This is a genomic window from Marinobacterium profundum (genome assembly GCF_001528745.1).
Classification (GTDB): domain Bacteria; phylum Pseudomonadota; class Gammaproteobacteria; order Pseudomonadales; family Balneatricaceae; genus Marinobacterium_A; species Marinobacterium_A profundum.
In genome coordinates this window covers 54,125-76,001 of sequence record NZ_BCNS01000095.1, presented here as the reverse complement: position 1 = coordinate 76,001, position 21,877 = coordinate 54,125, and the positions used below count along the sequence as shown (strand labels likewise).

Here is a 21,877-nt window from a genome sequence, read left to right as displayed (position 1 = left end):
CCTCAGAACAATTCCGGCTGCACCTTCTTCATGTGCAAGCCGCGCTGTTCCTTGATGATGCGGTACACATGCTGGGTGCTGATCTTGTAATGGCTGGCCAGATCGTCGGGCACGATGCCGCGATCGTGCCAGTCGCGGAACAGCTCCACATCACGCACCGCCTGGCGGAACCTGTCGCCCTTGGGGATATACACATGCCGGCCGCCGCAGTACATCGACTGCTCGGCCATGAGCGTATGGGCGATGCTGCGGGCCTCGTTGGCGCTGTAGCCCCGGCGCTGCATGGCGGCCTGGTAGATATCGATCAGGTTGGCCAGATCCTTGGGCCACTTCTTGCGCACCTCGTCGGGGATCTCGTCCAGGTGATCGAGCAGCTCATCGCAAAATGAGCTGTCGCCCAGCAGGTCGTGCTGCTCTTCCTCGCGTGTCTTAGTCATGCTGCAGCTCCTTGCGGTTGGTGCAGTACTCGGGCGAGTCCTGCACGCTGTAGTCCTCAAACTCCCGGTACCAGAAGATGCGCTGCTGCTGCAGCAGCTGGCGGATCACCTGGGCCGCGCTCAATTCAGGATTCAGGCTGCACGCCTGCTGCACGGTGGCAATATCCTGCTGTTTCCAGCTGCGGTACTGGCGTATGTGCCACTTCTTCAGCGCCTCCAGCACCTTGGCCGCAATCTTGGGCTCGCGCTCCAGCCATTCCAGCCGCGCTATCCCCACACCGCCGTTGATCTGGCTGCTCATGCGCAGGGCGTAGGCCGTTAACGCCGACTCAGACCCATCGTTAACGATGCCCATCTGGTGCATCTGGATCCAGCGCGCCCGCATCACGTCGATCAGCTGCCCCTGTGACTTGGGGCTGTAGTAGCCCTTGCTGCGGCGCGGCGCACCGCCTTTGGCTTTGAAGCCGGCGGCCTGCAGCTGCGTAATCACCTGGTACAGCTGCGCCAGCGTCATGTCGGAGCAGCTGCGCAGCCCAGTCAGGCCCTGCAGCATGTCGCGATAGCTGTCGTCATCCAGCGCCAGCTGCTTTTTGCCGATGTGGATCTGTGCCAGTGCCGCTTTGCGGTTGTCTTTTTGCGGGTGTTTCATGTCTGTTTAAACCTCGGTTAACGCGTTGCGTTGCAACCAAAAGCGCACTGCCTGAATTCGCTTTTGCGTTGCATTTAGGAGTTTTTCCTAACGATAAATCGGGCGGGCACTGCTTAACTGCATGGCAGACGCGCCCAGCGTCGCCAAGGAATGCAGGCAGGCCACGGATGGCTCGAAACATTCCACGCCGCGCCCGGCTTGAACCTCCAGGGCGCGGCACCTTTCCTTACCAATCCGTATCTCTGATATCCATGATCGAGCTGGTCACCGCCGCCCGCTTGCCCTGCCTGGATTCCGTCACCATGCCCGCCGGCAGCGCCGCGATCGGCTGGCCATTGTCGCCACCCTCCAGCACCCGCTTTAGATAGTTGTGATTCGCCAGGGGCTTGAACTGGCCCTGCTGCTGCTTGCTGCGCATGGTTTCGACGGTGTGCGCCAGGGCCGGCACCAGCGCCGCCGTGGGTGCCAAATCCAGTGCATCCAGCGCAATGCGCAGCGCCCGGTCATTGGCCAGGTCCCGCGTTTGGGCGCGGAACAGGCTCAGATATCCCACCAGCGCGCTGCCGGCCTGGGTATCGAGTTTGACCAGCAGGGCCAGCAGCTCGCGCCCGGCTTCGTCCTGCACCAGCGCCTGCAGGTTGATGCGGCTGTGGCACACGGGGCAACGACTTAACTGCATACGGGGTCGGCCTCGGCAGGTTCCTGGGTCACTTTGCTATGGCCGATCTGGGTCAGTTCCAGGCCGTCGAGCTTGCGGTACTGGCGCACCAGGGACAGGGCGCTGGTGAAGCCGGGATCGAAGTACTCCCGCTTATCATGCAAATCGGGGAAGTGCTTTTTCGCAGCCCGTTTGCCAAAAACTTTTTCGGTATCCTTGATGAACTTGGCCGAGTACTTGGTCCTGGTGCGGGTGCGCCACAACTGGCGTACAACCGGCAAAAAGCCCTCGGAATCCGGCATGTACCAGACGCCACGAATGTAGCCATCGATATAAACCTGCAGCTCAACCCGGGTTTCGGATACCCGCCTGCGGCTGATTGACACCTCATGCCCCTGGTAACTGAATTTCACGGTCGGGAACAAGCCTTTCAGCTCCTCCTCAACCTCCGCCCACTGCTCTTTTGTGATCATGCTATTGCTCCCTGGCTGCTCATCAGTACCGGGCAACCACGCCCGGCAGACGCCCGCTCAGTGCGGGCGTTTCGCTAGGCGTTGACCGCATCCTTCAATCCCTTCAGCGGCTTAAATTTCACGGCCCGCATCTCCGGCAGCGCCAGCGGTGCGCCTGTGGCCGGGTTGCGAACGAGACGGGCAGCACGGTGTGCCAGGCTGAATTTGCCCAGGCGCGACAGCAGCACCTCGTCACCTGCAACCAGGGTGTCGGCCACGGTCTCGGCCAGGCGCATGACCACGGCTTCAACCTGGGTTTTGCTCACGGCCACGCCGCTGGCTTTAAGGTCGGTAGTAATGCGCTCGATCAGCTGTGCCTGGTTCATTGTTTTGCTCCGGTTGTTAATGGGCGGTTTGCTGGGGCGGCGGCGGACATGCCATCCACCACCAGGGCCACGGCCAGGGCGAAGTTTTCCGCCTTGGTGGGCAGGTTCAGCGGCGCCCTTGTGTGCCAGCACACACGGGTCAGCACGCGGCTGATGCCGTTATCGTCCTGCACGTCTTCCAGTTCGATGGTTACTTTTGCCATGGTTTTAAGCCTCGTCTGGCCGGGTGTGGATGTAGCCCAGCGCCCAGCGTAGTGCGTCGTTTACACCTTCTTCATAGGTGCCCTCGGGGTGGTCTGTGCTGTGCTGGCGGCCATGTTCCTCAGACCATTCCAGTACGTCCATCAGCTCGGTTTCGGGGACTTGCATTGCAAGGCTCATCGGTTCATCTCCTCATTCACGCTGCGGTGCGGGCGAAAGATCAGCACCTGCCGGCCCGGTTCGCGCTCGATGCGCTCAAACAGGCCGAAGCCATCCAACTGTATGCAGTCGCCACGCTTGATACGCAGCACCACCAGTTTTTCCAGCGCCTGCAGGGCTGAGTCGGCTTGCCCCTGGGTGAGTCTGGCCTGTGCGGCCAGCTGGGCGGCCAGTGCCGCCCGGTTGATTATTTGCATGGGTCACCCCCTTTAAAGAGACGCCATATCCAGCGAGACGGGGCGGAAGTTATCCTCCGCGCCCAGGCGCTCATAGATGCGGATATAGGTCTTGCTGCCGGTGACCTGGATGCTGTCAGCGATGGCGTCCATTGCCATGCGCCACTGCGGGTCGTCGATCGCCAGGCGACGCAGCCCCAGCACACGGCCGGTGCTGATCTTGCCTTCCTTATCGACCTGAAAGGCATGGGACACCAGCGCCTGAATCTCCGCTGCAGAGCCTTGCGCCCAGCGCTGAATGCACTGGTCGATCAACTCCTTGGCCACCTGCAGGCGTTCGTCAAACACCAGGCTTTCACTGATGGCCCGCTGAATCTTGTAGCGGCCATCAATGCTGCTGAGGGTGACGTTGCCCTTCTTGCCGCCCAGCTGCACGTCGTAACGCTCGGCGCTCAGCTCGATAAAGGCTTCGATATCGCCCAGCACGGCGAACTTGAATTCTTCCATGGCGCGCTGCAGCGCCAGCGCCTTGCCGACGATATCGCCCACCAGGTCGTTGCGGGTCAGGTCGATCTCGTCGATTTTGGACACCGGCACCAGGCGCCCTGCCTGGTCCATCAGGTAGCCCTCGGGGATGTGTTGTTGCACGGCGTTGTTCATGCGCTTGCCCTCTGCTGTTGTGCTGTTTCTTTTGCTGCCTGTTGCTCTTCTTCCACCCGCTTGCACAGCCCCAGCAGTTCCCGCCAGGGTATGGCGTCGGTTCTGCCGGCATAGGCCATCTGATCGATGGCATCGCACAGGATGGCGCGGGTGGTGGAGCCGTTGTCGTAACGACTCAGGGCGGCGTTTACCTCGTCTTCAGGCACCCGCCTGGCGCGGGCCAGCTCACAGGTGCCACCGGCCGGGCGCAGGCTGTGCTGCAACACCAGGCGGCAGTGAATGGAGGATTTAGCCAAATCAACGATGTAGTACTGAACTGATGCCATGATTCCTTTCCTCTTCAGTTAGTTGCGTTCGATCCAGCGCACCTGGCATTCACCCACGATTGCCACGCGCTCGGTCTGCCGCCGGCCGTTCTTGTTGATCCACTTGCTCACGGCCTGGCGAAACTCGCGACATGCCGGGCCCTGGATAATTTCGATCGGCGGGCTGTGGCCTTCGATGCTGATGGCGGTGACCGTTAAACCGCGTTTAACCAGTACATTCACCGCCAGATTCACCTTGGCCAGCTGGCCTGCGATGTGTTCGTTTTGAACATTTGCACGCGTCATCACTTGCTCTCCTTGTGCTGCATCTGCCATAGCAGCAGGTTGTACTGGGTGGCGATACGGCTTAACTCACGCTCCAGCAGTTCCACGTTTTTGCGATCGCTGTCGCCGGCCATGCGCCGACAGAAGGCAATCTGATCATCCGTTTGATAAGGTCGCAGGCCCGTGTCGGACTGCTGTACCGCCTGGCGCTGGGCCTTGGCGGTGGTTTCCAGATTCGAGTTCGGGCAACCCGCCCGGCAGGCGCGGTACAACCGCACCCGCTGGGGGTTGGTGGCCGAGAACGGCCGCTGCTGGTGTGCCTCGCACTCGTGTATCGGGATAATCCCCAGCACCGGGCATTCCACCGTCCGGTCCATGTAATGGCCTTCGACCTTGCGGCGCAGATCCGCAGGCTCTGCCGGGTATTTCCCGCCCAGCACCTGGCTGATCATTGTCTTGCTGACTCCCAGTTCCAGCGCCACTCGGCTCTGGGAGCTTGTCGCGACTTGTTCGCGCAGTACCTCCAGCCAATCACTCATGTCCGTGTTTCCTTGTAGGGGTACAGGGTGTTGCGCGCTGGGCAGAATACGCCGTCGTTGCGCACGATCGGGTGCGCATGACCGACATCGATATTCAGCCGAAACAGCGCGCAGTTCCCATGTTCCGGCGCATGGCGCTTGACCTTGCGCACCAGCCCCACCCGTTCCAGCCGTTTGATGTAGGCGCAGCAGGTGGCGTAGGCCGCCTGCGATGTTGCCGCCAGTTCAGCCAGGGAGAAGGTGCGCAGGATCCGGCAGCTGTTCCAAATGCGCTGGCGGGCCGAGTTGGCCCGCGTAAAGCTGGCGCGCTTGTCGAACTGCAGCGGTTCGGTACTGATAACCCGGTAGGTTGCGGCCACAGGGCCGCCCCCACGCTGCACCAGCTTCACGCGCTTGTGCTCTTCCAGGAAGCGGATAAACCGCTTGGCCCGGCCTCGCGCAATGCCCACCGAATGGGCCAGCTCCACCGCTGTAAACAGACTCACCGCATCGCCCTCATCCGCTTGATTAACGATCCATGTCCACGCTTTGCGTCGTGCCTGACTCACGTTTCAGCCTCCTACGCCACGGCCCGGCGCATGCCATGGAAGGGCTGATCCCCCCAGTGGCCGATGGTGACGATATCCAGCTCATTGGCGCGGGCCAGCTTCTCGATCTGCGCCAGGCCAATGGTGATGCGACGCATCTCGCCACTGGCGGATTGCCGCAGCTTCTCCAGCAGCTCGGCTTCCACCTGGATGCCGCGTTCCAGCATGCAATCGGCCATCACCATCACGTCATCCAGATCCGCCGGGCGGAACTCCACCCACTCGCTGATGCGGTTGAAAAACTGCTTGCGCGAGCTGATGCGCTTGGCGATCTGATCCATGCCGATCAGCACCACCGGCACTTCGGTGGCGTCGTACAGGTCGCGGATAGACTCCAAAAGCTTGATATCCCCCATCAGGTAGTCGGCCTCATCAATGAACAGCGGGCGTTCGTACATGCTCATCTGTTCGATGATGTAATCCACCATGCGGGCATTGCGCTGCATGGGCTGGGCCCCCAGTTCGGAGACGATGCGCCCCAGCAGGCTGCTCGATGTATCGTTGGCCCGGGCGCGCACCAGCACGCCGTTGACCTGGTTGAACAGGTAGGCCACCGAGGTGGTCTTGCCAAAGCCGGTAGGCCCGTGAATCAGCCCAATACCGGGCACCCCGTAAGATCGGTTGTAGAGCGAATCGAACGCATTCTGCGTGGCGATCACGTTCTTCACCGGTGCGACTATTGCTTTCATCTGCTACTCTCCTTGATGTTTGGCGGGCCCGCGCTCAGCAAAAGTTGGGGCCCGTTGATAGTGACCTTCTGGCCACTCTCCCGTGGCGCGCTTCAGCTACTCTTGTGCTGCTTGCGCGCCATGATTTCGTCGATCTGTTTCCCGCCAAAGCGGTTATGCCGCTTGTAATCCGCCAGGTACTCCAGCTCGCTCGGTTTCAGCTCACGCTCAAGCGATTGCTCGGCCAGCAGCCGCGCCTTGTCGTGTTCGTTGCGTACCTGCAGGCCCTGCTGCTGCGCCACGGCCGCCTGCTTGGCTTCAATCGCCTCGCGCTGGCGCTTCAAATGCGCAATTTCGGCCTCGGAATACTGCGGATCGGTGGGCTTGCGCAGCCGATCGGCGGTCTTGCTCAGCGCCGCAATGGCCTCGTTGCTGTGTTCGCGGCTCGGCTGCGGGAACAGCGCCAGGCCCTTGGCTTTGTCGGTGAAATGGTCGATGGCATCCTGGTGCAGCCCGTCCACGCCGAAGGTCTTGGCTAGCTCCTTCATCTCGCGACGGAAAGAGCGCAGCGCCTTGGCGTCTTCGCGCTTCTTGGCGCGGAACGCATCCGGGCTCACGCCCTGGCCGATCATGCGTACATCCACCGCCTCAACCCGCAGATCCCAGCTGCCCTCGCGGTACAAAAAGGCCCGGCCCACGTCGTTCGGGTCCAGAAACACTTCCACTTTCTGCCCCTTCCACTCGTGTTCCATCAGCTCAGGTGCGCTGTATTCCAGCCCGCCACACTTGATGCGGCCTTTCAGCACCCGCGCAGTGCCGGCCCGGTTCAGCAGCACATCCAGCGCGCCTTCGTCACTCACAGCCCAGGGGCTGTAGCCGGAATCGGCGTACTTCTTGAATGGGGTGATGCCCTTCATGCCCTCGCCCTGGTGGGGCCGGTGGTGGTAGTAGGCATCCAGCCAGTTATCCAGAAACGCCTGCAGCTCTTCGCGGGTTAAACGCAGGTTAAAGCCTTCTTTTTCAGCCTCGGGCCGGCGTTTTTCAGCCAGCCGCTGGGCGAAATGCTTGGCCGCTTCAATCACTTCGCGGTCCGCCACGTTGTGGCCGATATAACCCGGCAGCAACTCGACAATGCTGTGGCTCAGGGTGCGGAAAAAGCGCTCTATAAAGGGCTTTTCCCAGCCGCTGTAGGGGTTGGCGCGCTCCTGATTGATGCCCAGCAGGTTGAATACGCCCGTGGTGCGCCGGCTCACGTAATCCGAGCCGTTGTCCGTCTTGGCCACGCCGCCTTCGTTGAGCGTGCCCCAGTCGAGCAGGGTCTTGCGCAACAGCAGGCAGATGCCTTCGGAGTCCGATGTCGGGCTGACTATCATCTTTACCCGCCGGGTAAAGCAGTCGATCACCGCGATAATCGAATGCCGCCCTTCCTTTAGCATTGCGTCCACCGGGGTCGAGTCGAACTCCCAGATATCATTCGGCTGGCTCATCCAGGGATAGGCCTGCTCCACCGCGCTGCGGTACTTGCTGTTGTAGCGGTTCGGGTCCGTCACATAGGCGATGGCGGCCTGGTTATCGGCGCTCCACTGCACCACCCAGCGGCGGATGCTGGAGGGGCTCGGGATCTCCCAGCCCATGCCGTTCTTGGCGCTGTGCACTTCCAGCAGTTCGCGCAGGTGGCAGGTTTTACCCGCCAGATGCGGCTTGCTGGTGATGATCGCCCGCAGGAAGTTGCCCATGTCGGGCTGCTCATCAATCTTGCTCTGCACCGCACTCTTGTAGCGCCCGGCCAGCGCTGCGGCGCCGTCTTCGTCCAGCGTCTTCTGCCAGCGTCTCAGGCTCATCCAGGACACCGTCGGCACCGTCTCAAACACCCAGCTCGGCAGTGTCAGATCCTGCGTGCTGTAGGCCTTGGCGAAGGCTTTCTCGCCTGCAACCTGCTGGCGAGAGCGTATGTAGGGCGCCACAAAGGCCTTGCCCGCCTGCAGAATCAGCAACCGTGCTTCGGCCCGCTGACGCGGAACCTCAGGCAGGTTGATCAGCTGTTTAAGGCCGCTGGATTGGGCCTCTTTCGAGGCCCCCTGGCGGGCGCGGTTATCCAGTGCAACCGTCGCTTTTGCCTGTATCGCAATCGGTGACTGCGCGGCGGTTTCGGCGTCGCTTTTGGCAAGGGCGCGCTGGGTCTCAATGGGCAGAGAATCAAGCTGATATTCCAGCCCTTTGCCCTTGGCACGATGGCGACTGACCCACGCGTCTTTTTTCGCCCGACGGATTACGCCACTTTTGCTAGCTGGCAGTCCTTCAATGCCCGCCAGCTCGTCTGCGGTCAGCCACTCTTTAGTCATCACTGCGGCCCTCCGCATTGATGCCCATGACCGCATCAAACACCTCGGCTTTACTGGGCCGAGCGGGCGTTTCTGCGGTATGCTTGGCCTCTGATCGAGTGCGGTACTTAATGCGCGCCCCGTCTTCGTCATAGCGTGTCGGCCAGATCACCGCAGCAGGCTCTTCAATGCCCCAGCTGATCACGGTCTCGCCCAGTTCGCTCTGGCGCTGTCGGGCGCTTTTGACCAGCGTGTACCGGCTGATGTTGTTGTCTGGATGCTCCGCATTCCAGGCCCGGGCAAGTCCGGCATAGCTGCCAAAACGGCGCTTCACCGCACTCTCGATCTCTGTGTAATGCCAGTCGTTGGCGCGACTGGCATTTTTTTGGGTGTGTAATGTCTTCATGTGGACAAAGATATCGTACGATCAGACGATCTGCAACACATTCGTGCGGTCATTTTCTACGAACGTGCGAATTAGTAGGATCTAGATATTTTTATCCAGTAAATACAGAGGGTTACAAAGATAGTGACCAGCAAAAATAAAAGTGACGTCACGGTCACATTCTCCGAATCCGAAAGTGACGGGTTCGAATCGCGTATAGAAAGGCTTATTGAACAGGCAGGCAGTGCGACAAAACTCGCACGAATGGCCGGAATATCAGAGTCTGTCGTACGAAAATGGCGAAATGGGCGCTCAGACCCATCCAGGCTGAACTTAATCGCCCTATCTAAGGCTACGGGCACAAACCTGGAGTGGCTAGTTACCGGGAACGGCCCTATGCGGCCAGGGGAGGCAGGCGAGACGATAACGCCAGCGGCGGCCGACTTCGACCGCGCTATCTTCGCCAGCGTGCTCACAGCGGTAGAGGAAGGTATGGAACAGTACAGGCTGCGGCTTGCGCCACAAAAGAAGGTCGAACTCGTCCTGGCGCTCTACGACATCTTTAAAGACAGTGACAAACAGCCCAGCACCGCTACAATACTGCCCTTCTTGAGAGTAGGAGCTAGATAGGGAGCGTTATGGACGAACGTATAGCCAGAGCCGTACAGGCTGCATTCGGCGACCAGGGAGCCTGTGAGCCAGCGGCAAACCACAGCCGCCACACCAGCATCACCATCAACGGCGACATCACCATCCAGATCGCCATCGAAAAAAACTGCGTTTAATCCCCATTTAAACAAAGAAGCCCCCAGGCCATTGCGACCTGGGGGCTTCTTTGTTTATTCACAAATCACCTGGTGCGATCAGGCCATTTTCGCGTACTTTTAACAAACTGCCTGAATCGGCAATTTTCACCCCTTCGACCGCACCCACCCTTCTACAACCCCCGTATTCTCTACAATCCCACCCACGAATTCCCACTCAATCCGAGCCAATCCCACTTACCCTGGATTTAACAGACTATGTGGTGGGTTACACCAAGGCTACTCCCGCCAGAAAAAAATGCATAAAAAAAGGGCCGCAGCCCTTTTCAATCCATTTTTACAGACCCGACTGGATCAGCAGCTCGGCAATCTGTACCGCATTAAGGGCCGCCCCCTTGCGCAGGTTGTCCGACACAACCCACATATCAATACCATTTTCGCTGGAAATATCTTCCCGAATACGGCTGACAAATACCGCATCCTTGCCCGTCGCCTCGGTCACGGGAGTGGCCCAGCCACCGTCGACAGCTTCGTCGAGGACCTCAACACCCGGCGCCATCTGCAGCATTTCACGCACTTCCAGTGCACTGATCTGCTCGCGGGTTTCGATATGCACCGCTTCGCTGTGACCGAAGAACACCGGCACACGCACACAGGTCGGGTTCACGCCTATATCCTCGTCTTCGAGAATTTTGCGCGTTTCACTGACCATCTTCATTTCTTCGCGCGTGTAACCGCTATCGTCAAAACTGTCGATTTGCGGCAGCACGTTGAACGCCATTTGCTTGGGGAATACCTGCACATCGATATCCTGCCCATTAAGCAGCAGCGCCGTCTGACGCGCCAGCTCCTCAACCGCCTTGCGACCACCGCCAGAGACCGACTGATAGGTTGCAACATTGATACGACGAATGCCGACACTGCGGTAGATAGGTGCGATTGCCACCAGCATCTGAATCGTTGAGCAGTTGGGGTTGGCGATAATGCCACAGTGATCCTGAATACGCTCAGGGTTCACCTCAGGCACAATCAACGGCACTTCGGGTTCATCACGAAAGCAGGAACTGTTGTCGATGACCACGGCACCCGCCTCGACCGCCACCGGGGCGTACTGAGCAGCGGCATCGGCGCCCGCCGCAAACAGCGCTATCTGCACCTGGGAGAAATCAAAATCGGCAACATTTTTTATCCGGCGAGATTTGCCGTTAAAGTAAACCACACCGCCGGCAGAGTTATCACTGCCCAGCGGGTACAGGTTTTCAACCGGAAAACCACGGGATTCCAGCAGTTCGATCATGGCCTCACCGACAAGGCCGGTCGCTCCAACTACTGCGACGTTATAGGTCTGACTCATCACATCTCCAAAAGCAGGCCAGCCCGAACATGTCGGGCTGGCGAAAAACCCGGCGACAGCAGTGCTGCGCCAGGTTCAAATTGTGCCACTGCGTAAAGGCAGTGATTAGTCGGCCATCAGGATCCGCAGCATGCGGCGCAGCGGCTCTGCCGCGCCCCAGAGCAACTGATCGCCGACGCTGAACGCATTCAGGTATTCACCGCCGAGGTTCATCTTGCGCACACGACCCACCGGCACCGACAGGGTACCTGTGACCTTGGCAGGCGTCAGTTCGCTCATGGTCAGCTCGCGGTCGTTGGGTACCAGTTTCACCCAGTCGTTGGCATCGGCAATCATGCCTTCGATTTCGTCCAGCGGGATATCCTGCTTCAGCTTGATGGTAAAGGCCTGGCTGTGGCAGCGCATGGCACCGATACGCACGCAGGTGCCATCGATGGGGATAGGCTGCGCCGACAGTCCCAGAATCTTGTTGGTTTCGGCAAAACCCTTCCATTCTTCGCGGGTCTGGCCGTTTTCCAGCGGGCTGTCGATCCAGGGAATCAGACCACCGGCCAGCGGAACACCGAAGTTGTCCGTGGGCATCTGACCGCTGCGCAGCGTTTCCGCCACCTTGCGGTCGACATCCAGAATGGCACTGGAGGGATGCAACTGATCGGCCACAGAACCATGAATGATCCCCATCTGGCTGATCAGTTCGCGCATGTGACGCGCGCCACCGCCGGATGCAGCCTGATAGGTCATGGAGGTCAGCCACTCAATCTGGCCCGCCTTGAACAGGCCGCCAAGACCCATCAGCATCAGCGATACGGTGCAGTTGCCGCCGATGAAATTCTTCACGCCACGGCTAAGGCCGTCCTGGATGACATTCAGGTTCACCGGATCCAGCACGATCAGGCTGTCGGCATCCATGCGCAGGGACGAAGCCGCATCAATCCAGTAACCTTTCCAGCCAGCCGCACGCAGCTGAGGGAAAACATCCTTGGTGTAGTCGCCACCCTGGCAGGAAATAATCGCATCCATCTGTTTGAGCTCATTAATGTCCTGAGCATCTTTCAGAGCCGGGATGGATTTGCCAATATCCGGGCCAGCTTCGCCGACCTGGGAAGTGGTGAAGAAGACAGGCTCATCGATCTGATCGAAGTCCCGCTCGTCCCTCATGCGTTGCATCAGCACGGAACCAACCATTCCGCGCCAACCTACAAAACCTACACGTTTCATTCTTTTCCCCACTGATTGGAAAGATAACCAACGACAAAAGCCAGCCTGTGTCAGGCTGGCTTCTTGCTGCCCTGAAAAAGGGACGCCGGTCAGGCGTTCAGCGCACGCAACACAGCATCACCCATTTCTGACGTACTGACCGCCTGCATGCCGGCGGACATGATGTCCGCAGTACGCAGATTCTGATCCAGCACCTGGCTCACCGCCGCCTCGATTTTATCTGCAGCTTCTGGCGCCGCCAGAGAGTAACGCAACATCATAGCGACTGAAAGGATGGTTGCCAACGGGTTGGCAATACCCTGGCCCGCAATATCCGGCGCCGAACCATGACAAGGCTCGTACATGCCCTTGCCATTTACATCCAGCGATGCCGAGGGCAGCATGCCAATGGAGCCGGTCAGCATGGCTGCGGCATCCGACAGTATGTCGCCGAACATGTTGCCCGTCACCATCACATCAAACTGCTTGGGCGCACGCACCAGCTGCATGGCGGCGTTATCGACATACATGTGCGACAGCTCGACATCCGGGTACTCCGCCGACAACTCGATCATGACTTCACGCCACAGCACCGTCACTTCCAGCACATTAGCCTTGTCAACGGAACACAGACGCTTGTTGCGCGCCCGCGCGGCTTCAAACGCTACACGACCGATACGACGGATTTCATTCTCATCGTAGACGTAGGTGTTAAAGCCTTCGCGCACACCACCGTCCTTGATGCGTACACCGCGGGGCTGGCCGAAATAGATACCGCCGGTCAGCTCGCGCACGATGAGGATATCGAGTCCTGCAACCACTTCAGGCTTGAGGCTGGAAGCATGGGCCAGCTGTGGATACAAAATGGCCGGGCGCAGATTGCCAAACAGGCCCAGCGCAGAGCGAATGCCCAACAGACCCTTTTCCGGGCGAATGGCGAAATCCGGTATGGCATCCCATTTGGGACCACCCACGGCACCCAGCAGAATGGCATCCGCAGCTCTGGCCGCAACCAGGGTTTCATCGGGCAGCGGCTTGCCTGTCGCATCAATGGCGGCGCCGCCGACCAGCTGTTCGTCGATTTCCAGCCCCAGATCAAACTGGCTGTTTACGCAGCTGAGTACCTTGCGCGCTTCGCGTACGATCTCCGGGCCAATACCGTCACCGGGCAGAATCAAAACTTTCTTGCTCATGAACATTTCCTATTTCGTAGTATCGAACAGCCAGGGCGCTGCCGAGCTACGGCGCGCCTCGTAGGCATGAATATCATCGGCGTACTGCAGCGTCAGGCCAATATCGTCGAGCCCGTTCAGCAGGCAGTGCCTGCGAAAGCCATCAACGTTAAATTCGATTTCACTGCCGTCTGGCTTGCAGACCCGCTGGCGCTCCAGGTCGATGGCAAGCTCGTAGCCTTCGACGGCCTGAGCTTCGATAAACAACTCATCCACCACGGACTCATCCAGCACTATCGGCAGCAGGCCGTTCTTGAAGCAGTTGTTGTAAAAAATATCGGCAAAGCTCGGCGCAATAATGGCGCGAAAACCGAAATCTTCCAGCGCCCAGGGGGCGTGCTCACGGCTTGAACCGCAGCCGAAGTTCTTGCGCGCCAGCAAAACACTTGCACCCTTGTAACGCGGCAGATTAAGCACGAAGTCCGGGTTCAGCGGACGCTGGCTCGCGTCCTGATCCGGCTGACCTTCATCAAGGTAACGCAGTTCATCAAACAGGTTGGGGCCAAAGCCGCTGCGCTTGATCGACTTAAGAAACTGCTTCGGGATGATCAGGTCGGTGTCGACGTTGGCACGGTCCATCGGTGCGACGATGCCCTGATGCAAATTAAACTTGTTCATAGCGGGTCTCCTTCGCGCTTAGTGTTTGACGAACTCACGCACGTCCACAAAATGACCGGCAATTGCCGCCGCCGCCGCCATGGCCGGGCTGACCAGATGGGTACGACCCCCAAAGCCCTGACGCCCTTCGAAGTTGCGGTTCGAGGTCGATGCACAGTGCTCACCCGCGCCCAGTTTGTCGGGGTTCATGGCCAGACACATGGAGCAGCCAGGCTCGCGCCATTCGATACCCGCATCGATAAAGATCTTATCGAGACCTTCAGCCTCGGCCTGCGCCTTGACCAGACCGGAGCCCGGCACTACCAGCGCCTGCTTCAGGGTCGAGGCAACCTTGCGACCCTTCACGACTGCAGCCGCTTCACGCAGATCTTCAATGCGCGAGTTGGTGCAAGAACCAATAAACACCCGATCCAGCTGAATCGCGGTGATGTCCTGATCCGCCTGCAGCCCCATGTACTGCAGCGCGCGGCTGTAGCCTTCACGCTTGGTAACATCGGTTTGGGCCGCGGGATTGGGCACCTTGCCACTGACACCGGCGACCATTTCCGGCGATGTGCCCCAGGTCACCTGCGGCTCTATATCCGCCGCATTCACCTGAACCACAGCATCGAACTGCGCATCAACATCGGAAACCAGGTTTTTCCAGGCGTCTACCGCCAGATCCCAGTTGGCGCCCTTGGGCGAATAGGGACGCCCCTTGACATAATCAACAGTGATCTGGTCACAGGCCACCAGACCGACGCGGGCACCGGCCTCGATCGCCATATTGCAGATCGTCATTCGCCCTTCCATCGAGATGCCAGCCATGGCCGAACCGCCAAACTCAATCGCATAACCCGTGCCGCCAGCGGTGCCAATCACACCGATAACATGCAGAATCACATCCTTGGCAGTAACACCTGTACCCAGCTGGCCATCAATGCGCACCAGCATGTTGTCCATTTTTTTGGTGATCAGGCACTGGGTTGCCAACACATGTTCAACCTCGGAGGTACCAATACCGTGCGCAAGCGTTGCGAAGGCGCCGTGGGTCGAGGTGTGGGAGTCGCCACAGACCACAGTCATGCCCGGCAGAGTCGCGCCCTGCTCCGGGCCTACAACGTGCACAATACCCTGGCGCAGGTCGTTCATTTTGAATTCGGTAATGCCGAAGGACTCGCAGTTGTCATCCAGCGTCTGCACCTGGATGCGCGACACCGGATCAGCAATGCCCTGCACGCCGCTGGAGCGCTCCGTGGTCGGCACGTTGTGATCAGGCGTGGCCAGGTTGGCATCAATGCGCCAGGGCTTGCGATTGGCGATGCGCAGGCCTTCAAACGCCTGGGGAGACGTCACTTCGTGCAGCAGGTGTCGATCAATATAAATCAGCGCACTGCCATCATCATTCTGGCGCACGAGGTGGTCTTGCCACAGTTTGTCATACAGCGTTTTACCGGCCATTTTTCGCTCCTCCAAAATCGGCTGACAACTCTCTGCGGAACTCGCCCGCAGCAACATTGACGCATCCTATGCCAGTGCTTCACATAAAACAAATTCGTTATTTTTATAGTTTGAATTCCAAACTGGAATACATAAACTGACAAACAGTCTATTGCGAGCATGATCCATGGATACCCATACCCTGCAGGCCTTCGTCTGTGTCGCCCAAACCGGCTCCTTTTCCCAGGCCGCAAGCCAGCTATTTCTGACCCAGTCGGCGATCAGCAAACGCATCTCCCTGCTGGAAGCCCAGCTCGACACCCGCCTGTTCGATCGTATCGGCCGCCATATCAGCCTGACCGAGACAGGACGCGCACTGCTGCCACGTGCCAATCGGGTTCTGCTGGAGCTGGACGACGCCAGGCGCATGATCGGCAATTTATCTGGCGAGGTACAGGGCCCTCTAAGCCTGGCCGCCAGCCATCACATTAGCCTGCACCGCCTGCCGCCGATTTTGAAAGCCTATCGCCAGCGCTACCCGACAGTGACGCTGGAGCTCAAGTTCGATGAGTCCGAGCGCGCCTTTGAGGGAATACTCAAGGGCGATCTGGAGCTCGCGCTTATCACCCTGTCCCCCAACCCCCACACCAACATCCGCTCAGAAACCATCTGGCAGGATCCGCTGCACTACGTCGTTGCCAAAGAACACCCGCTGGCCACAAAAACACAATTGTCGCTGCAGGAACTGACACACTACAGCGCCATACTGCCCGGCAGCAGCACATTTACCCGCCAACTGGTTACCGAACAGTTTGAACAGCGCAATCTGGCCCTGCATGTAGGCATGTCCACCAACTATCTGGACACCATTCGCATGATGGTCAGCATTGGCCTTGGCTGGAGCCTGCTGCCACAGTCACTGATTGATGAGGATCTCAAGGTGCTGGACCTGGGGTCGGCCCCCATAGTGCGGCAGCTGGGCTACATCTATCACCGCGACCGCACACTGTCGAATGCCGCCCACCGCTTTGTGGAAATGCTGCGTGAACTGGGCGAAAACGCAACTGAGGAGGCCAGCGGAGGGCCAGTACTGTACTCTGGCAGCATCATTGCTTCATAACGGCCACAGGGCTGTATTAATATGGGCATCCGCAGCAAGGCGTCCGGAGACACCTTTTGACCGACGATTTTCGTACCCTGATGGAAAAGTGGCTCGAACAGCAGCAAGCCTACTGGGCCCAACTGTCCGCCAACGACTTATCAGCGCACGGGATCTGGGGCGACTTTTTGAAGGACAGCACCCCCAATGGTGACAAGGGCGGTGAGCCGCAGCAGCGCATTCTGGCCCAGCTCGCCGGCCAGATCCTTGTGCTGAACCAGTATGCCGAGCCCTTTTTCAAGGCCCTGCAAAACCCGTCATCCGGGATGACACTGACAGATACCATCGAGCACTGGCTAGATGCACTGCAGCAACAGGCGGGCCAGGATGCCACCCAGAGCTGGAAACTGCCGGACAATCTCACCAGCCTGCTGCACGCATCGGGCATTGATGCAGAGCAACTGCTCGACGGAGCCGCCCTGGAGGCACTCAGCCGGCTTTTTGTTGCATCGGGTGCAACCGCCAGCGATGCCAGAGCCCAGGCCCTGGAGGCACTAGAGCTGCTGCTGGACTACCAGCAGGCACTGCAACAGTATCTGGGCCAGATAGGCGAGATAACTCATCAGGGCGCCATCGCGCTCAGCACTCAGTTATCCCAGGCCGATAGCGCTGTCACATCTTTGGCAGGACTGCACGACCTCTGGGTCGAGCACTATGAACACGCCTATCGTCAGCAGGCCTTTGGCACCGCCTTTCAGGCCGCCCACGGGCGTCTGTCCAACGCTCACATGCGCCTGCACCGCTTCGCCCAACAGGTGCGCGATGCGCGGCTAAAGACCGCGGGCCTGGCCACCCAACATGAATTGCGGCAACTGCGCCGTGAAGCCCATGTGCTTCGCAAGCAGGTACGCCAGTTGCGACTACAGCAGAAGCAACAGCAAGATCGCGAGGCGACAGCCACAGCGCCGGACAACACTGCCATGCAGGCACTGCGCGCAGAACTCGAGGCGCTGCGCAGCGAAATCAGAAAGCCCGCCCCGCGTCCAGCAACCGGCAGGAAACGCCAAGCATGAAGGGAATCGATCTGGACCCCGACAAGGTCTGCGAAGAAGTACAGGCCCATCACCGCAAGCTTGTTGACAGCTGCAAAACCCTGACCGAGATCCGCGCCCTGGACGTTGGCCCCACCCCCTGCGAGGTGATTTACCGCCAGGACAAACTGCGTTTGCTGCATTATGTCAGCGAAGCCCCCAAACGCTGTCAAACGCCGTTGCTCATCTGCTATGCCCTGGTCAACAGGCCCTACGTGCTGGATCTGGATACCCGCCGTTCACTGGTACAAAAGCTGCTTGTTCTGGGGATCGACCTTTACCTGCTCGACTGGGGCTACCCGGATGCCGGCGACAGCCATCTGGATCTGGATGACTACATCAATGACTACCTCGACAACTGTGTCGACCAGGTACGCCAGCGCAGCGGCCACGACCGCATCAACCTGCTGGGCATCTGCCAGGGCGGCACTTTCAGCCTGTGTTACAGCGCAATCCATGGACACAAAATAAGAAACCTGATCACACTGGTAACCCCGGTGGATTTCCACACCCCGGACAACCTGTTGAGCCATCTGGCGCAGAAGGTCGATGCCGACCTTGCGGTGGAAACCTACGGCAACATCCCCGGCAGCATGCTTAACGACGCCTACCAGTCACTGATGCCGATGCGCCTTGGCATTCAGAAGCAACTGCGCATGCCCGACCAGCTGCAGAACCGGGGCAAGGCACTCAACTTTCTGCGCATGGAAAAATGGATACACGACAGCCCGGACCAGGCCGGCGAGGCCTTCAGACAGTTCATTCAGGATTTCTTTCAACAGAACAAGCTGGTGCTGGGGCAGATCGTCATCGGTGACAAGGCCGTCGATCTGCACAAGATCCACCAGCCACTGCTCAATATCTATGGCGAACAGGACCACCTGGTGCCACCATCCGCCTCGACTGTGCTCGCCGATCTCACATCGTCCAGCGACTACGAAGCCCTGCCGATAGCCGCCGGCCATATTGGCATCTTCGTCGGCAAAGGTGCGCAAAATCTGCTGGCACCCCACATCGCTCAGTGGCTGCTGCAGCGCGACGGCTAAACGCCATGCCAGACATGCGGACACAAAACCGCCGCATTAAAGCGGCGGTTTGATTCCTCAGAGATCGCAATCAGATCAGTCGACTACTCTCTATCGACTTACTTGTCTGGCTTGCTGGAAGCAGCCGGCTTTGGCTTCTCGGCCTCGCCCGCTGCCTCCACGCCGTCGGCGTTACGACCACCCGGCTTGAACATATTCCACATCGCCATGTTCTGATCCGCCAGCCGGTTCATCACCGTCAGCGGATTGGCCACGCCCATCATGTTCTGCATTTGCTCGCGAATACGATCCTGATGCTCGAGAAAGGCCCCGACACTCTGTTCGATATACTGACTCATCATGCCCTGCATACTGTCACCGTAGAAACGGATCAGCTGCTGCAGCACCTGATTGGTCAGCAAAGTACCGTGACCTTCAGCTTCCTGCTCCGATATGATTTGCAGCAAAATATTGCGCGTAAGATCATTGCCGGTTTTGGAATCCTGCACCTGGAACGCCTCACCGCTAAGTACCAGCAGCTTGACGTCTTCCAGCGTCACGTAACAACTCTTTGACGTATCGTAAAGTCGACGGTTGGTATACTTTCTTAGTATGCGCAAGGCACCCACTCTCTCGTTGCTTTCACTCATTCGCGATCCGACCTCAACATCAGTCAGAAGCTTTCCCGGCTTCCTTAGACGCACCTTTATAATTAGTCATCATCTTCAGCATCATCTGCTGCAGCGCCTCCATCGAACCCAGACCACCGGTCATGTAGGGCTTGAACAGGGTCAGCGGATCATAACCATCCGCCCCTGATGCCATACGTTCGCGTATCTGGTCGAGCATTTCCTGCTGAAAGCCTGCAATATCCGGCAGTCCCAGCATCCGGCGCATTTCATCCGGCGTCATATCTACATCAATCTTGAAATTCATACTGTCCCCGAGATCGATCGACCAAGCTGAATTTATAGTATAACTGCACTGCAATACAAATCTAACGCTCATTTTGCTGCAGTTTTTCCGGACGAATCCAGATTATTGCCAGCATGATCGCCACCAGACTTGCTGCAGCTGCAGTCATGAAAGCGACTGCGGAACCCTGGGTATCCCAGAGCAAACCCGCAGCAAGGGCCCCTGCTGCGCCACCGGCACCAAAGCCCAGACTCGAAAACAACGCCTGCCCCTGCCCCTGCGAACGCTCTGAAAAGTACTGCTGTACCAGACTGATACCCAGCGCGTGCAGGCAACCAAAGGTCGCAGCATGCAGCACTTGAGCCAGCAGCATGAACGGCAACCAGTCAGGTACCCAGGCGATCAGCAACCAGCGCAGCACACAGAGCCAGAGGCTGATCAGCATCAGAGTACGGATGCCAAAGCGACCGATCAGCCGGTGCATGATGGCAAACACCAGAATTTCGGCGATGACCCCCAACGCCCACAGCAGCCCTATCTGCCCGCGACTGTAACCCAGACTCTCCAGCAGCAGACTGTAAAAGGCGTAATAGGGACCGTGCCCAAACTGCACCAAAAACACGATACCGTAAAACGCCATCACCTGAGGGTTGCGCAACCTGTGCAGAAAACCCTCCCCCTGAGCGGCTTCCCGCGTACCCTGCGCAGACGCACCGACCAGCAGACTCGTGCACCAGATCAGCAGCATCAGCCCCAGCATGATCCAGGGCAGCCAATCGATGCCAATCAAATCCAGCGCCCAGCCCAGCACCACCACGGTCAACACAAAGCCCACGGAGCCCCAGAGCCGCAACTGGCTGTAACGGGCCCGCTGGGCGCCGAGATGACGCAGCGTAATCACCTCGAACTGCGGCAGCACCGCATTCCAGAAAAACGAAAAAGCCAACATGACCCAGGCAATGCCCGCAGCGCTGTCTTGCCAAAAAATCGCCAGAAACACCAGGGCCGTCATGCCACTGCCAAAGCGCACAATCTCGATACGCCGCCCTGTTCGATCCGCCGCCCAGCCCCAGATATTGGGCGCCAGAATACGGGACGCCTGCACAATAGCCATCAGCATACCGATGGTGCGGGCATCAAATTCAAGGCTTTTAAGATACAACGGCCAGTAGGGCACTATGGCGCCAAGCAGCGCGAAATAGAAAAAATAGAAACCGGACAAGCGCCGGTAGGGAATGGGCTCAGACATTAGTGCCAAACTTGCCTGCCAGGGCCTGAGCAGCCCACTGAAGCATTCAGGTAACGCATTGACTGCGAATCCCCACCAACGGGGGACCCGCAGCAAGGAACGCTATCAGGCGTCCTTGAGGGCATCAACAACAAACTGTGGCAAGGCAAAGCTGCCGCAGTGCATCGCCGGATTGTAGTAACGGGTCTTGATACCCGATGCTGCGAAGCGCTGCTCGATCAAATCCAGCGGCTGCGAGGGCAGACTGGCGTTATCCGAGCCCCAGGCCAGGGTCATGTTGCCACCAATATAGGTCGGTACCGCGGCACAGTAGAATGTCTGATCCTTGAAGTACGGGCTCAGGCGACGGCGGGTCGTCAACACTTCCTCTACCTGCATGTAAGCCACACCATTTTGCGCCACAAAGACACCACCGTCGTTGAGGCAGCGCTTGCAGCCTTCATAGAAGGCGCTGGAGAACAGCACTTCACCGGGTCCGACAGGGTCGGTGCAGTCGGAAATAATGACATCGAACTTCTCGTCGGTCTGCTGCACAAACTCGATACCGTCGGCAATCACTATATTGGCACGGGCATCATCAAAGGCGCCCTGGGAGTGATTCGGCAGGTAGGTTTTGCACATGTCGATCACGGCCTGGTCAATCTCGACTTGAGTCACATGTTCAACGCCCTGATGCTTCAGGACTTCGCGCAGGATGCCGCCATCGCCACCACCGATAATCAGCACGCGCTTGGCAGCACCATGGGCAATCAGCGGCACATGGGTCAGCATCTCGTGGTAGACGAACTCATCTTTTTCGGTGGTCTGAATGATGCCGTCCAGCGCCATCACTGTCCCGAATTTCTTGTTGCGGAAAATGATCAGATGCCAGGAGTCGGTTTGCTGTTCAAACAGCACTTCTTCAATCTCAAAGCTCTGGCCATAGCCGTCATACAGTTTTTCGGCGTAATTCGAAGTCATCTCTTTGCAAAACCCTTTAATACGAT

At 58.7% G+C, this 21,877-nt stretch carries 30 protein-coding genes and 1 other RNA gene; 5 read left to right on the top strand and 26 right to left on the bottom strand.

Annotated features, from left to right (window positions below):
* Positions 1 to 2: 2 nt before the first annotated feature.
* The 17 genes from MPRO_RS07715 to MPRO_RS07640 all read right to left on the bottom strand — a co-directional run bounded on the left by MPRO_RS07715 (position 3) and on the right by MPRO_RS07640 (position 8,949).
* On the bottom strand, positions 3 to 437 hold the full coding sequence (locus MPRO_RS07715) for a Mor transcription activator family protein (protein ID WP_067289822.1): 435 nt from the start codon (positions 435 to 437) through the stop codon (positions 3 to 5).
* On the bottom strand, positions 430 to 1,086 hold the full coding sequence (locus MPRO_RS07710; RefSeq protein ID WP_067289819.1) for a gp16 family protein: 657 nt from the start codon (positions 1,084 to 1,086) through the stop codon (positions 430 to 432). Before MPRO_RS07710 ends, MPRO_RS07715 begins: the two co-directional genes overlap by 8 nt.
* A gap of 226 nt (positions 1,087 to 1,312) precedes the next feature.
* Positions 1,313 to 1,765: an HI_1489 N-terminal domain-containing protein gene (locus MPRO_RS07705; protein ID WP_067289818.1), complete on the bottom strand. Its 453-nt coding sequence runs from the start codon at positions 1,763 to 1,765 to the stop codon at positions 1,313 to 1,315.
* On the bottom strand, positions 1,756 to 2,217 hold the full coding sequence (locus tag MPRO_RS07700) for a hypothetical protein (RefSeq protein WP_067289816.1): 462 nt from the start codon (positions 2,215 to 2,217) through the stop codon (positions 1,756 to 1,758). Before MPRO_RS07700 ends, MPRO_RS07705 begins: the two co-directional genes overlap by 10 nt.
* A gap of 9 nt (positions 2,218 to 2,226) precedes the next feature.
* Positions 2,227 to 2,294: hammerhead ribozyme type II (locus MPRO_RS07695), an RNA gene on the bottom strand.
* Positions 2,292 to 2,582 (bottom strand): HU family DNA-binding protein, encoded by a 291-nt coding sequence (locus tag MPRO_RS07690; protein WP_067289812.1) that lies wholly within the window; start codon positions 2,580 to 2,582, stop codon positions 2,292 to 2,294. Before MPRO_RS07690 ends, MPRO_RS07695 begins: the two co-directional genes overlap by 3 nt.
* Positions 2,579 to 2,785: a hypothetical protein gene (locus MPRO_RS07685; protein WP_067289809.1), complete on the bottom strand. Its 207-nt coding sequence runs from the start codon at positions 2,783 to 2,785 to the stop codon at positions 2,579 to 2,581. The genes MPRO_RS07690 and MPRO_RS07685 overlap by 4 nt, the downstream gene beginning before the upstream one ends.
* A 4-nt stretch (positions 2,786 to 2,789) precedes the next feature.
* Positions 2,790 to 2,963 (bottom strand): hypothetical protein, encoded by a 174-nt coding sequence (locus MPRO_RS25745; RefSeq protein WP_158651771.1) that lies wholly within the window; start codon positions 2,961 to 2,963, stop codon positions 2,790 to 2,792.
* Positions 2,960 to 3,199 (bottom strand): HU family DNA-binding protein, encoded by a 240-nt coding sequence (locus MPRO_RS07680; protein ID WP_067289806.1) that lies wholly within the window; start codon positions 3,197 to 3,199, stop codon positions 2,960 to 2,962. Before MPRO_RS07680 ends, MPRO_RS25745 begins: the two co-directional genes overlap by 4 nt.
* A gap of 12 nt (positions 3,200 to 3,211) precedes the next feature.
* Complete coding sequence (locus tag MPRO_RS07675; protein WP_067289803.1) at positions 3,212 to 3,838, bottom strand: DUF3164 family protein; 627 nt, start codon at positions 3,836 to 3,838, stop codon at positions 3,212 to 3,214.
* Positions 3,835 to 4,164 carry a hypothetical protein gene (locus tag MPRO_RS07670; RefSeq protein WP_067289800.1) on the bottom strand — a complete coding sequence of 110 codons (330 nt, stop codon included), beginning with the start codon at positions 4,162 to 4,164 and terminating at the stop codon, positions 3,835 to 3,837. The genes MPRO_RS07675 and MPRO_RS07670 overlap by 4 nt, the downstream gene beginning before the upstream one ends.
* Positions 4,165 to 4,182: 18 nt before the next feature.
* Positions 4,183 to 4,449: a Kil protein family gene (locus MPRO_RS07665; RefSeq protein WP_067289797.1), complete on the bottom strand. Its 267-nt coding sequence runs from the start codon at positions 4,447 to 4,449 to the stop codon at positions 4,183 to 4,185.
* A complete protein-coding gene (locus MPRO_RS25465) occupies positions 4,449 to 4,967 on the bottom strand; it encodes a hypothetical protein (RefSeq protein WP_102136285.1) in 519 nt (172 codons plus the stop codon). The genes MPRO_RS07665 and MPRO_RS25465 overlap by 1 nt, the downstream gene beginning before the upstream one ends.
* Positions 4,964 to 5,515: a hypothetical protein gene (locus MPRO_RS07655; RefSeq protein ID WP_067289794.1), complete on the bottom strand. Its 552-nt coding sequence runs from the start codon at positions 5,513 to 5,515 to the stop codon at positions 4,964 to 4,966. The genes MPRO_RS25465 and MPRO_RS07655 overlap by 4 nt, the downstream gene beginning before the upstream one ends.
* Before the next feature lie 11 nt (positions 5,516 to 5,526).
* Positions 5,527 to 6,243, bottom strand: coding sequence for an AAA family ATPase (locus MPRO_RS07650; protein WP_067289791.1), 717 nt, complete (start codon positions 6,241 to 6,243; stop codon positions 5,527 to 5,529).
* A gap of 92 nt (positions 6,244 to 6,335) precedes the next feature.
* Positions 6,336 to 8,564, bottom strand: coding sequence for a DNA-binding protein (locus tag MPRO_RS07645; RefSeq protein ID WP_067289788.1), 2,229 nt, complete (start codon positions 8,562 to 8,564; stop codon positions 6,336 to 6,338).
* The gene (locus MPRO_RS07640) at positions 8,557 to 8,949 is read right to left on the bottom strand and encodes a helix-turn-helix domain-containing protein (RefSeq protein ID WP_067289784.1); all 393 of its coding nucleotides are present in this window, start codon (positions 8,947 to 8,949) and stop codon (positions 8,557 to 8,559) included. The genes MPRO_RS07645 and MPRO_RS07640 overlap by 8 nt, the downstream gene beginning before the upstream one ends.
* 123 nt (positions 8,950 to 9,072) lie before the next feature.
* Between MPRO_RS07640 and MPRO_RS25030 the strand changes: the two genes are divergently transcribed.
* A complete protein-coding gene (locus MPRO_RS25030) occupies positions 9,073 to 9,558 on the top strand; it encodes a helix-turn-helix domain-containing protein (RefSeq protein WP_158651770.1) in 486 nt (161 codons plus the stop codon).
* An 8-nt stretch (positions 9,559 to 9,566) separates the two neighbouring features.
* On the top strand, positions 9,567 to 9,713 hold the full coding sequence (locus MPRO_RS25740; protein ID WP_158651769.1) for a hypothetical protein: 147 nt from the start codon (positions 9,567 to 9,569) through the stop codon (positions 9,711 to 9,713).
* A gap of 316 nt (positions 9,714 to 10,029) precedes the next feature.
* Here the strand turns inward: MPRO_RS25740 and MPRO_RS07630 are convergent, their stop codons facing one another.
* The 5 genes from MPRO_RS07630 to leuC form a co-directional block, all read right to left on the bottom strand.
* Positions 10,030 to 11,046, bottom strand: coding sequence for an aspartate-semialdehyde dehydrogenase (locus tag MPRO_RS07630; RefSeq protein WP_067289780.1), 1,017 nt, complete (start codon positions 11,044 to 11,046; stop codon positions 10,030 to 10,032).
* Positions 11,047 to 11,151: 105 nt separating this feature from the next.
* Positions 11,152 to 12,264 (bottom strand): aspartate-semialdehyde dehydrogenase, encoded by a 1,113-nt coding sequence (gene asd, locus MPRO_RS07625; RefSeq protein ID WP_067289778.1) that lies wholly within the window; start codon positions 12,262 to 12,264, stop codon positions 11,152 to 11,154.
* Between the two features lie 89 nt (positions 12,265 to 12,353).
* Positions 12,354 to 13,436, bottom strand: coding sequence for a 3-isopropylmalate dehydrogenase (gene leuB / locus MPRO_RS07620; protein ID WP_067289775.1), 1,083 nt, complete (start codon positions 13,434 to 13,436; stop codon positions 12,354 to 12,356).
* A gap of 9 nt (positions 13,437 to 13,445) precedes the next feature.
* Entirely contained in the window at positions 13,446 to 14,093 is a 648-nt protein-coding gene (gene leuD / locus MPRO_RS07615; protein ID WP_067289771.1) for a 3-isopropylmalate dehydratase small subunit, read from the bottom strand.
* A gap of 18 nt (positions 14,094 to 14,111) precedes the next feature.
* On the bottom strand, positions 14,112 to 15,533 hold the full coding sequence (leuC, locus tag MPRO_RS07610; protein ID WP_067289768.1) for a 3-isopropylmalate dehydratase large subunit: 1,422 nt from the start codon (positions 15,531 to 15,533) through the stop codon (positions 14,112 to 14,114).
* 166 nt (positions 15,534 to 15,699) lie between these two features.
* Between leuC and MPRO_RS07605 the strand changes: the two genes are divergently transcribed.
* From MPRO_RS07605 to phaC, 3 genes are read left to right on the top strand one after another with little or no spacing between them, the layout of a single operon-like run.
* Entirely contained in the window at positions 15,700 to 16,632 is a 933-nt protein-coding gene (locus MPRO_RS07605; RefSeq protein ID WP_067289751.1) for a LysR family transcriptional regulator, read from the top strand.
* 56 nt (positions 16,633 to 16,688) lie between these two features.
* A complete protein-coding gene (locus MPRO_RS07600; protein WP_067289749.1) occupies positions 16,689 to 17,684 on the top strand; it encodes a poly(R)-hydroxyalkanoic acid synthase subunit PhaE in 996 nt (331 codons plus the stop codon).
* The gene (gene phaC / locus MPRO_RS07595) at positions 17,681 to 18,748 is read left to right on the top strand and encodes a class III poly(R)-hydroxyalkanoic acid synthase subunit PhaC (protein ID WP_067289747.1); all 1,068 of its coding nucleotides are present in this window, start codon (positions 17,681 to 17,683) and stop codon (positions 18,746 to 18,748) included. Before MPRO_RS07600 ends, phaC begins: the two co-directional genes overlap by 4 nt.
* A 98-nt stretch (positions 18,749 to 18,846) precedes the next feature.
* Here the strand turns inward: phaC and phaR are convergent, their stop codons facing one another.
* The 4 genes from phaR to speE all read right to left on the bottom strand — a co-directional run bounded on the left by phaR (position 18,847) and on the right by speE (position 21,851).
* Complete coding sequence (gene phaR / locus MPRO_RS07590) at positions 18,847 to 19,377, bottom strand: polyhydroxyalkanoate synthesis repressor PhaR (RefSeq protein WP_082708538.1); 531 nt, start codon at positions 19,375 to 19,377, stop codon at positions 18,847 to 18,849.
* Positions 19,378 to 19,396: 19 nt separating this feature from the next.
* Positions 19,397 to 19,663 (bottom strand): DUF6489 family protein, encoded by a 267-nt coding sequence (locus MPRO_RS07585; RefSeq protein ID WP_067289745.1) that lies wholly within the window; start codon positions 19,661 to 19,663, stop codon positions 19,397 to 19,399.
* Positions 19,664 to 19,724: 61 nt separating this feature from the next.
* Positions 19,725 to 20,891, bottom strand: a complete 1,167-nt coding sequence (locus tag MPRO_RS07580) for an MFS transporter (protein WP_067289742.1) — start codon at positions 20,889 to 20,891, stop codon at positions 19,725 to 19,727.
* A gap of 105 nt (positions 20,892 to 20,996) precedes the next feature.
* Positions 20,997 to 21,851, bottom strand: a complete 855-nt coding sequence (gene speE / locus MPRO_RS07575; protein WP_067289739.1) for a polyamine aminopropyltransferase — start codon at positions 21,849 to 21,851, stop codon at positions 20,997 to 20,999.
* Between the last annotated feature and the right edge of the window lie 26 nt (positions 21,852 to 21,877).

Bases quoted from the DNA above. Each gene is read 5' to 3' on its own strand.
- MPRO_RS25745 (WP_158651771.1), bottom strand. From the start codon at position 2,963: ATGAGCCTTGCAATGCAAGTCCCCGAAACCGAGCTGATGGACGTACTG.
- MPRO_RS07585 (WP_067289745.1), bottom strand. From the start codon at position 19,663: ATGAATTTCAAGATTGATGTAGATATGACGCCGGATGAAATGCGCCGG.
- MPRO_RS07640 (WP_067289784.1), bottom strand. From the start codon at position 8,949: ATGAAGACATTACACACCCAAAAAAATGCCAGTCGCGCCAACGACTGG.
- MPRO_RS07580 (WP_067289742.1), bottom strand. From the start codon at position 20,891: ATGTCTGAGCCCATTCCCTACCGGCGCTTGTCCGGTTTCTATTTTTTC.
- MPRO_RS07650 (WP_067289791.1), bottom strand. From the start codon at position 6,243: ATGAAAGCAATAGTCGCACCGGTGAAGAACGTGATCGCCACGCAGAAT.
- MPRO_RS25740 (WP_158651769.1), top strand. From the start codon at position 9,567: ATGGACGAACGTATAGCCAGAGCCGTACAGGCTGCATTCGGCGACCAG.
- MPRO_RS07670 (WP_067289800.1), bottom strand. From the start codon at position 4,164: ATGGCATCAGTTCAGTACTACATCGTTGATTTGGCTAAATCCTCCATT.
- leuD (WP_067289771.1), bottom strand. From the start codon at position 14,093: ATGAACAAGTTTAATTTGCATCAGGGCATCGTCGCACCGATGGACCGT.
- speE (WP_067289739.1), bottom strand. From the start codon at position 21,851: ATGACTTCGAATTACGCCGAAAAACTGTATGACGGCTATGGCCAGAGC.
- MPRO_RS07705 (WP_067289818.1), bottom strand. From the start codon at position 1,765: ATGCAGTTAAGTCGTTGCCCCGTGTGCCACAGCCGCATCAACCTGCAG.
- MPRO_RS07710 (WP_067289819.1), bottom strand. From the start codon at position 1,086: ATGAAACACCCGCAAAAAGACAACCGCAAAGCGGCACTGGCACAGATC.
- phaC (WP_067289747.1), top strand. From the start codon at position 17,681: ATGAAGGGAATCGATCTGGACCCCGACAAGGTCTGCGAAGAAGTACAG.
- MPRO_RS07665 (WP_067289797.1), bottom strand. From the start codon at position 4,449: ATGACGCGTGCAAATGTTCAAAACGAACACATCGCAGGCCAGCTGGCC.
- MPRO_RS25465 (WP_102136285.1), bottom strand. From the start codon at position 4,967: ATGAGTGATTGGCTGGAGGTACTGCGCGAACAAGTCGCGACAAGCTCC.
- leuB (WP_067289775.1), bottom strand. From the start codon at position 13,436: ATGAGCAAGAAAGTTTTGATTCTGCCCGGTGACGGTATTGGCCCGGAG.
- phaR (WP_082708538.1), bottom strand. From the start codon at position 19,377: ATGAGTGAAAGCAACGAGAGAGTGGGTGCCTTGCGCATACTAAGAAAG.
- leuC (WP_067289768.1), bottom strand. From the start codon at position 15,533: ATGGCCGGTAAAACGCTGTATGACAAACTGTGGCAAGACCACCTCGTG.
- MPRO_RS07605 (WP_067289751.1), top strand. From the start codon at position 15,700: ATGGATACCCATACCCTGCAGGCCTTCGTCTGTGTCGCCCAAACCGGC.
- MPRO_RS07645 (WP_067289788.1), bottom strand. From the start codon at position 8,564: ATGACTAAAGAGTGGCTGACCGCAGACGAGCTGGCGGGCATTGAAGGA.
- asd (WP_067289778.1), bottom strand. From the start codon at position 12,264: ATGAAACGTGTAGGTTTTGTAGGTTGGCGCGGAATGGTTGGTTCCGTG.
- MPRO_RS07675 (WP_067289803.1), bottom strand. From the start codon at position 3,838: ATGAACAACGCCGTGCAACAACACATCCCCGAGGGCTACCTGATGGAC.
- MPRO_RS07700 (WP_067289816.1), bottom strand. From the start codon at position 2,217: ATGATCACAAAAGAGCAGTGGGCGGAGGTTGAGGAGGAGCTGAAAGGC.
- MPRO_RS07685 (WP_067289809.1), bottom strand. From the start codon at position 2,785: ATGGCAAAAGTAACCATCGAACTGGAAGACGTGCAGGACGATAACGGC.
- MPRO_RS07715 (WP_067289822.1), bottom strand. From the start codon at position 437: ATGACTAAGACACGCGAGGAAGAGCAGCACGACCTGCTGGGCGACAGC.
- MPRO_RS07680 (WP_067289806.1), bottom strand. From the start codon at position 3,199: ATGCAAATAATCAACCGGGCGGCACTGGCCGCCCAGCTGGCCGCACAG.
- MPRO_RS07690 (WP_067289812.1), bottom strand. From the start codon at position 2,582: ATGAACCAGGCACAGCTGATCGAGCGCATTACTACCGACCTTAAAGCC.
- MPRO_RS07630 (WP_067289780.1), bottom strand. From the start codon at position 11,046: ATGAGTCAGACCTATAACGTCGCAGTAGTTGGAGCGACCGGCCTTGTC.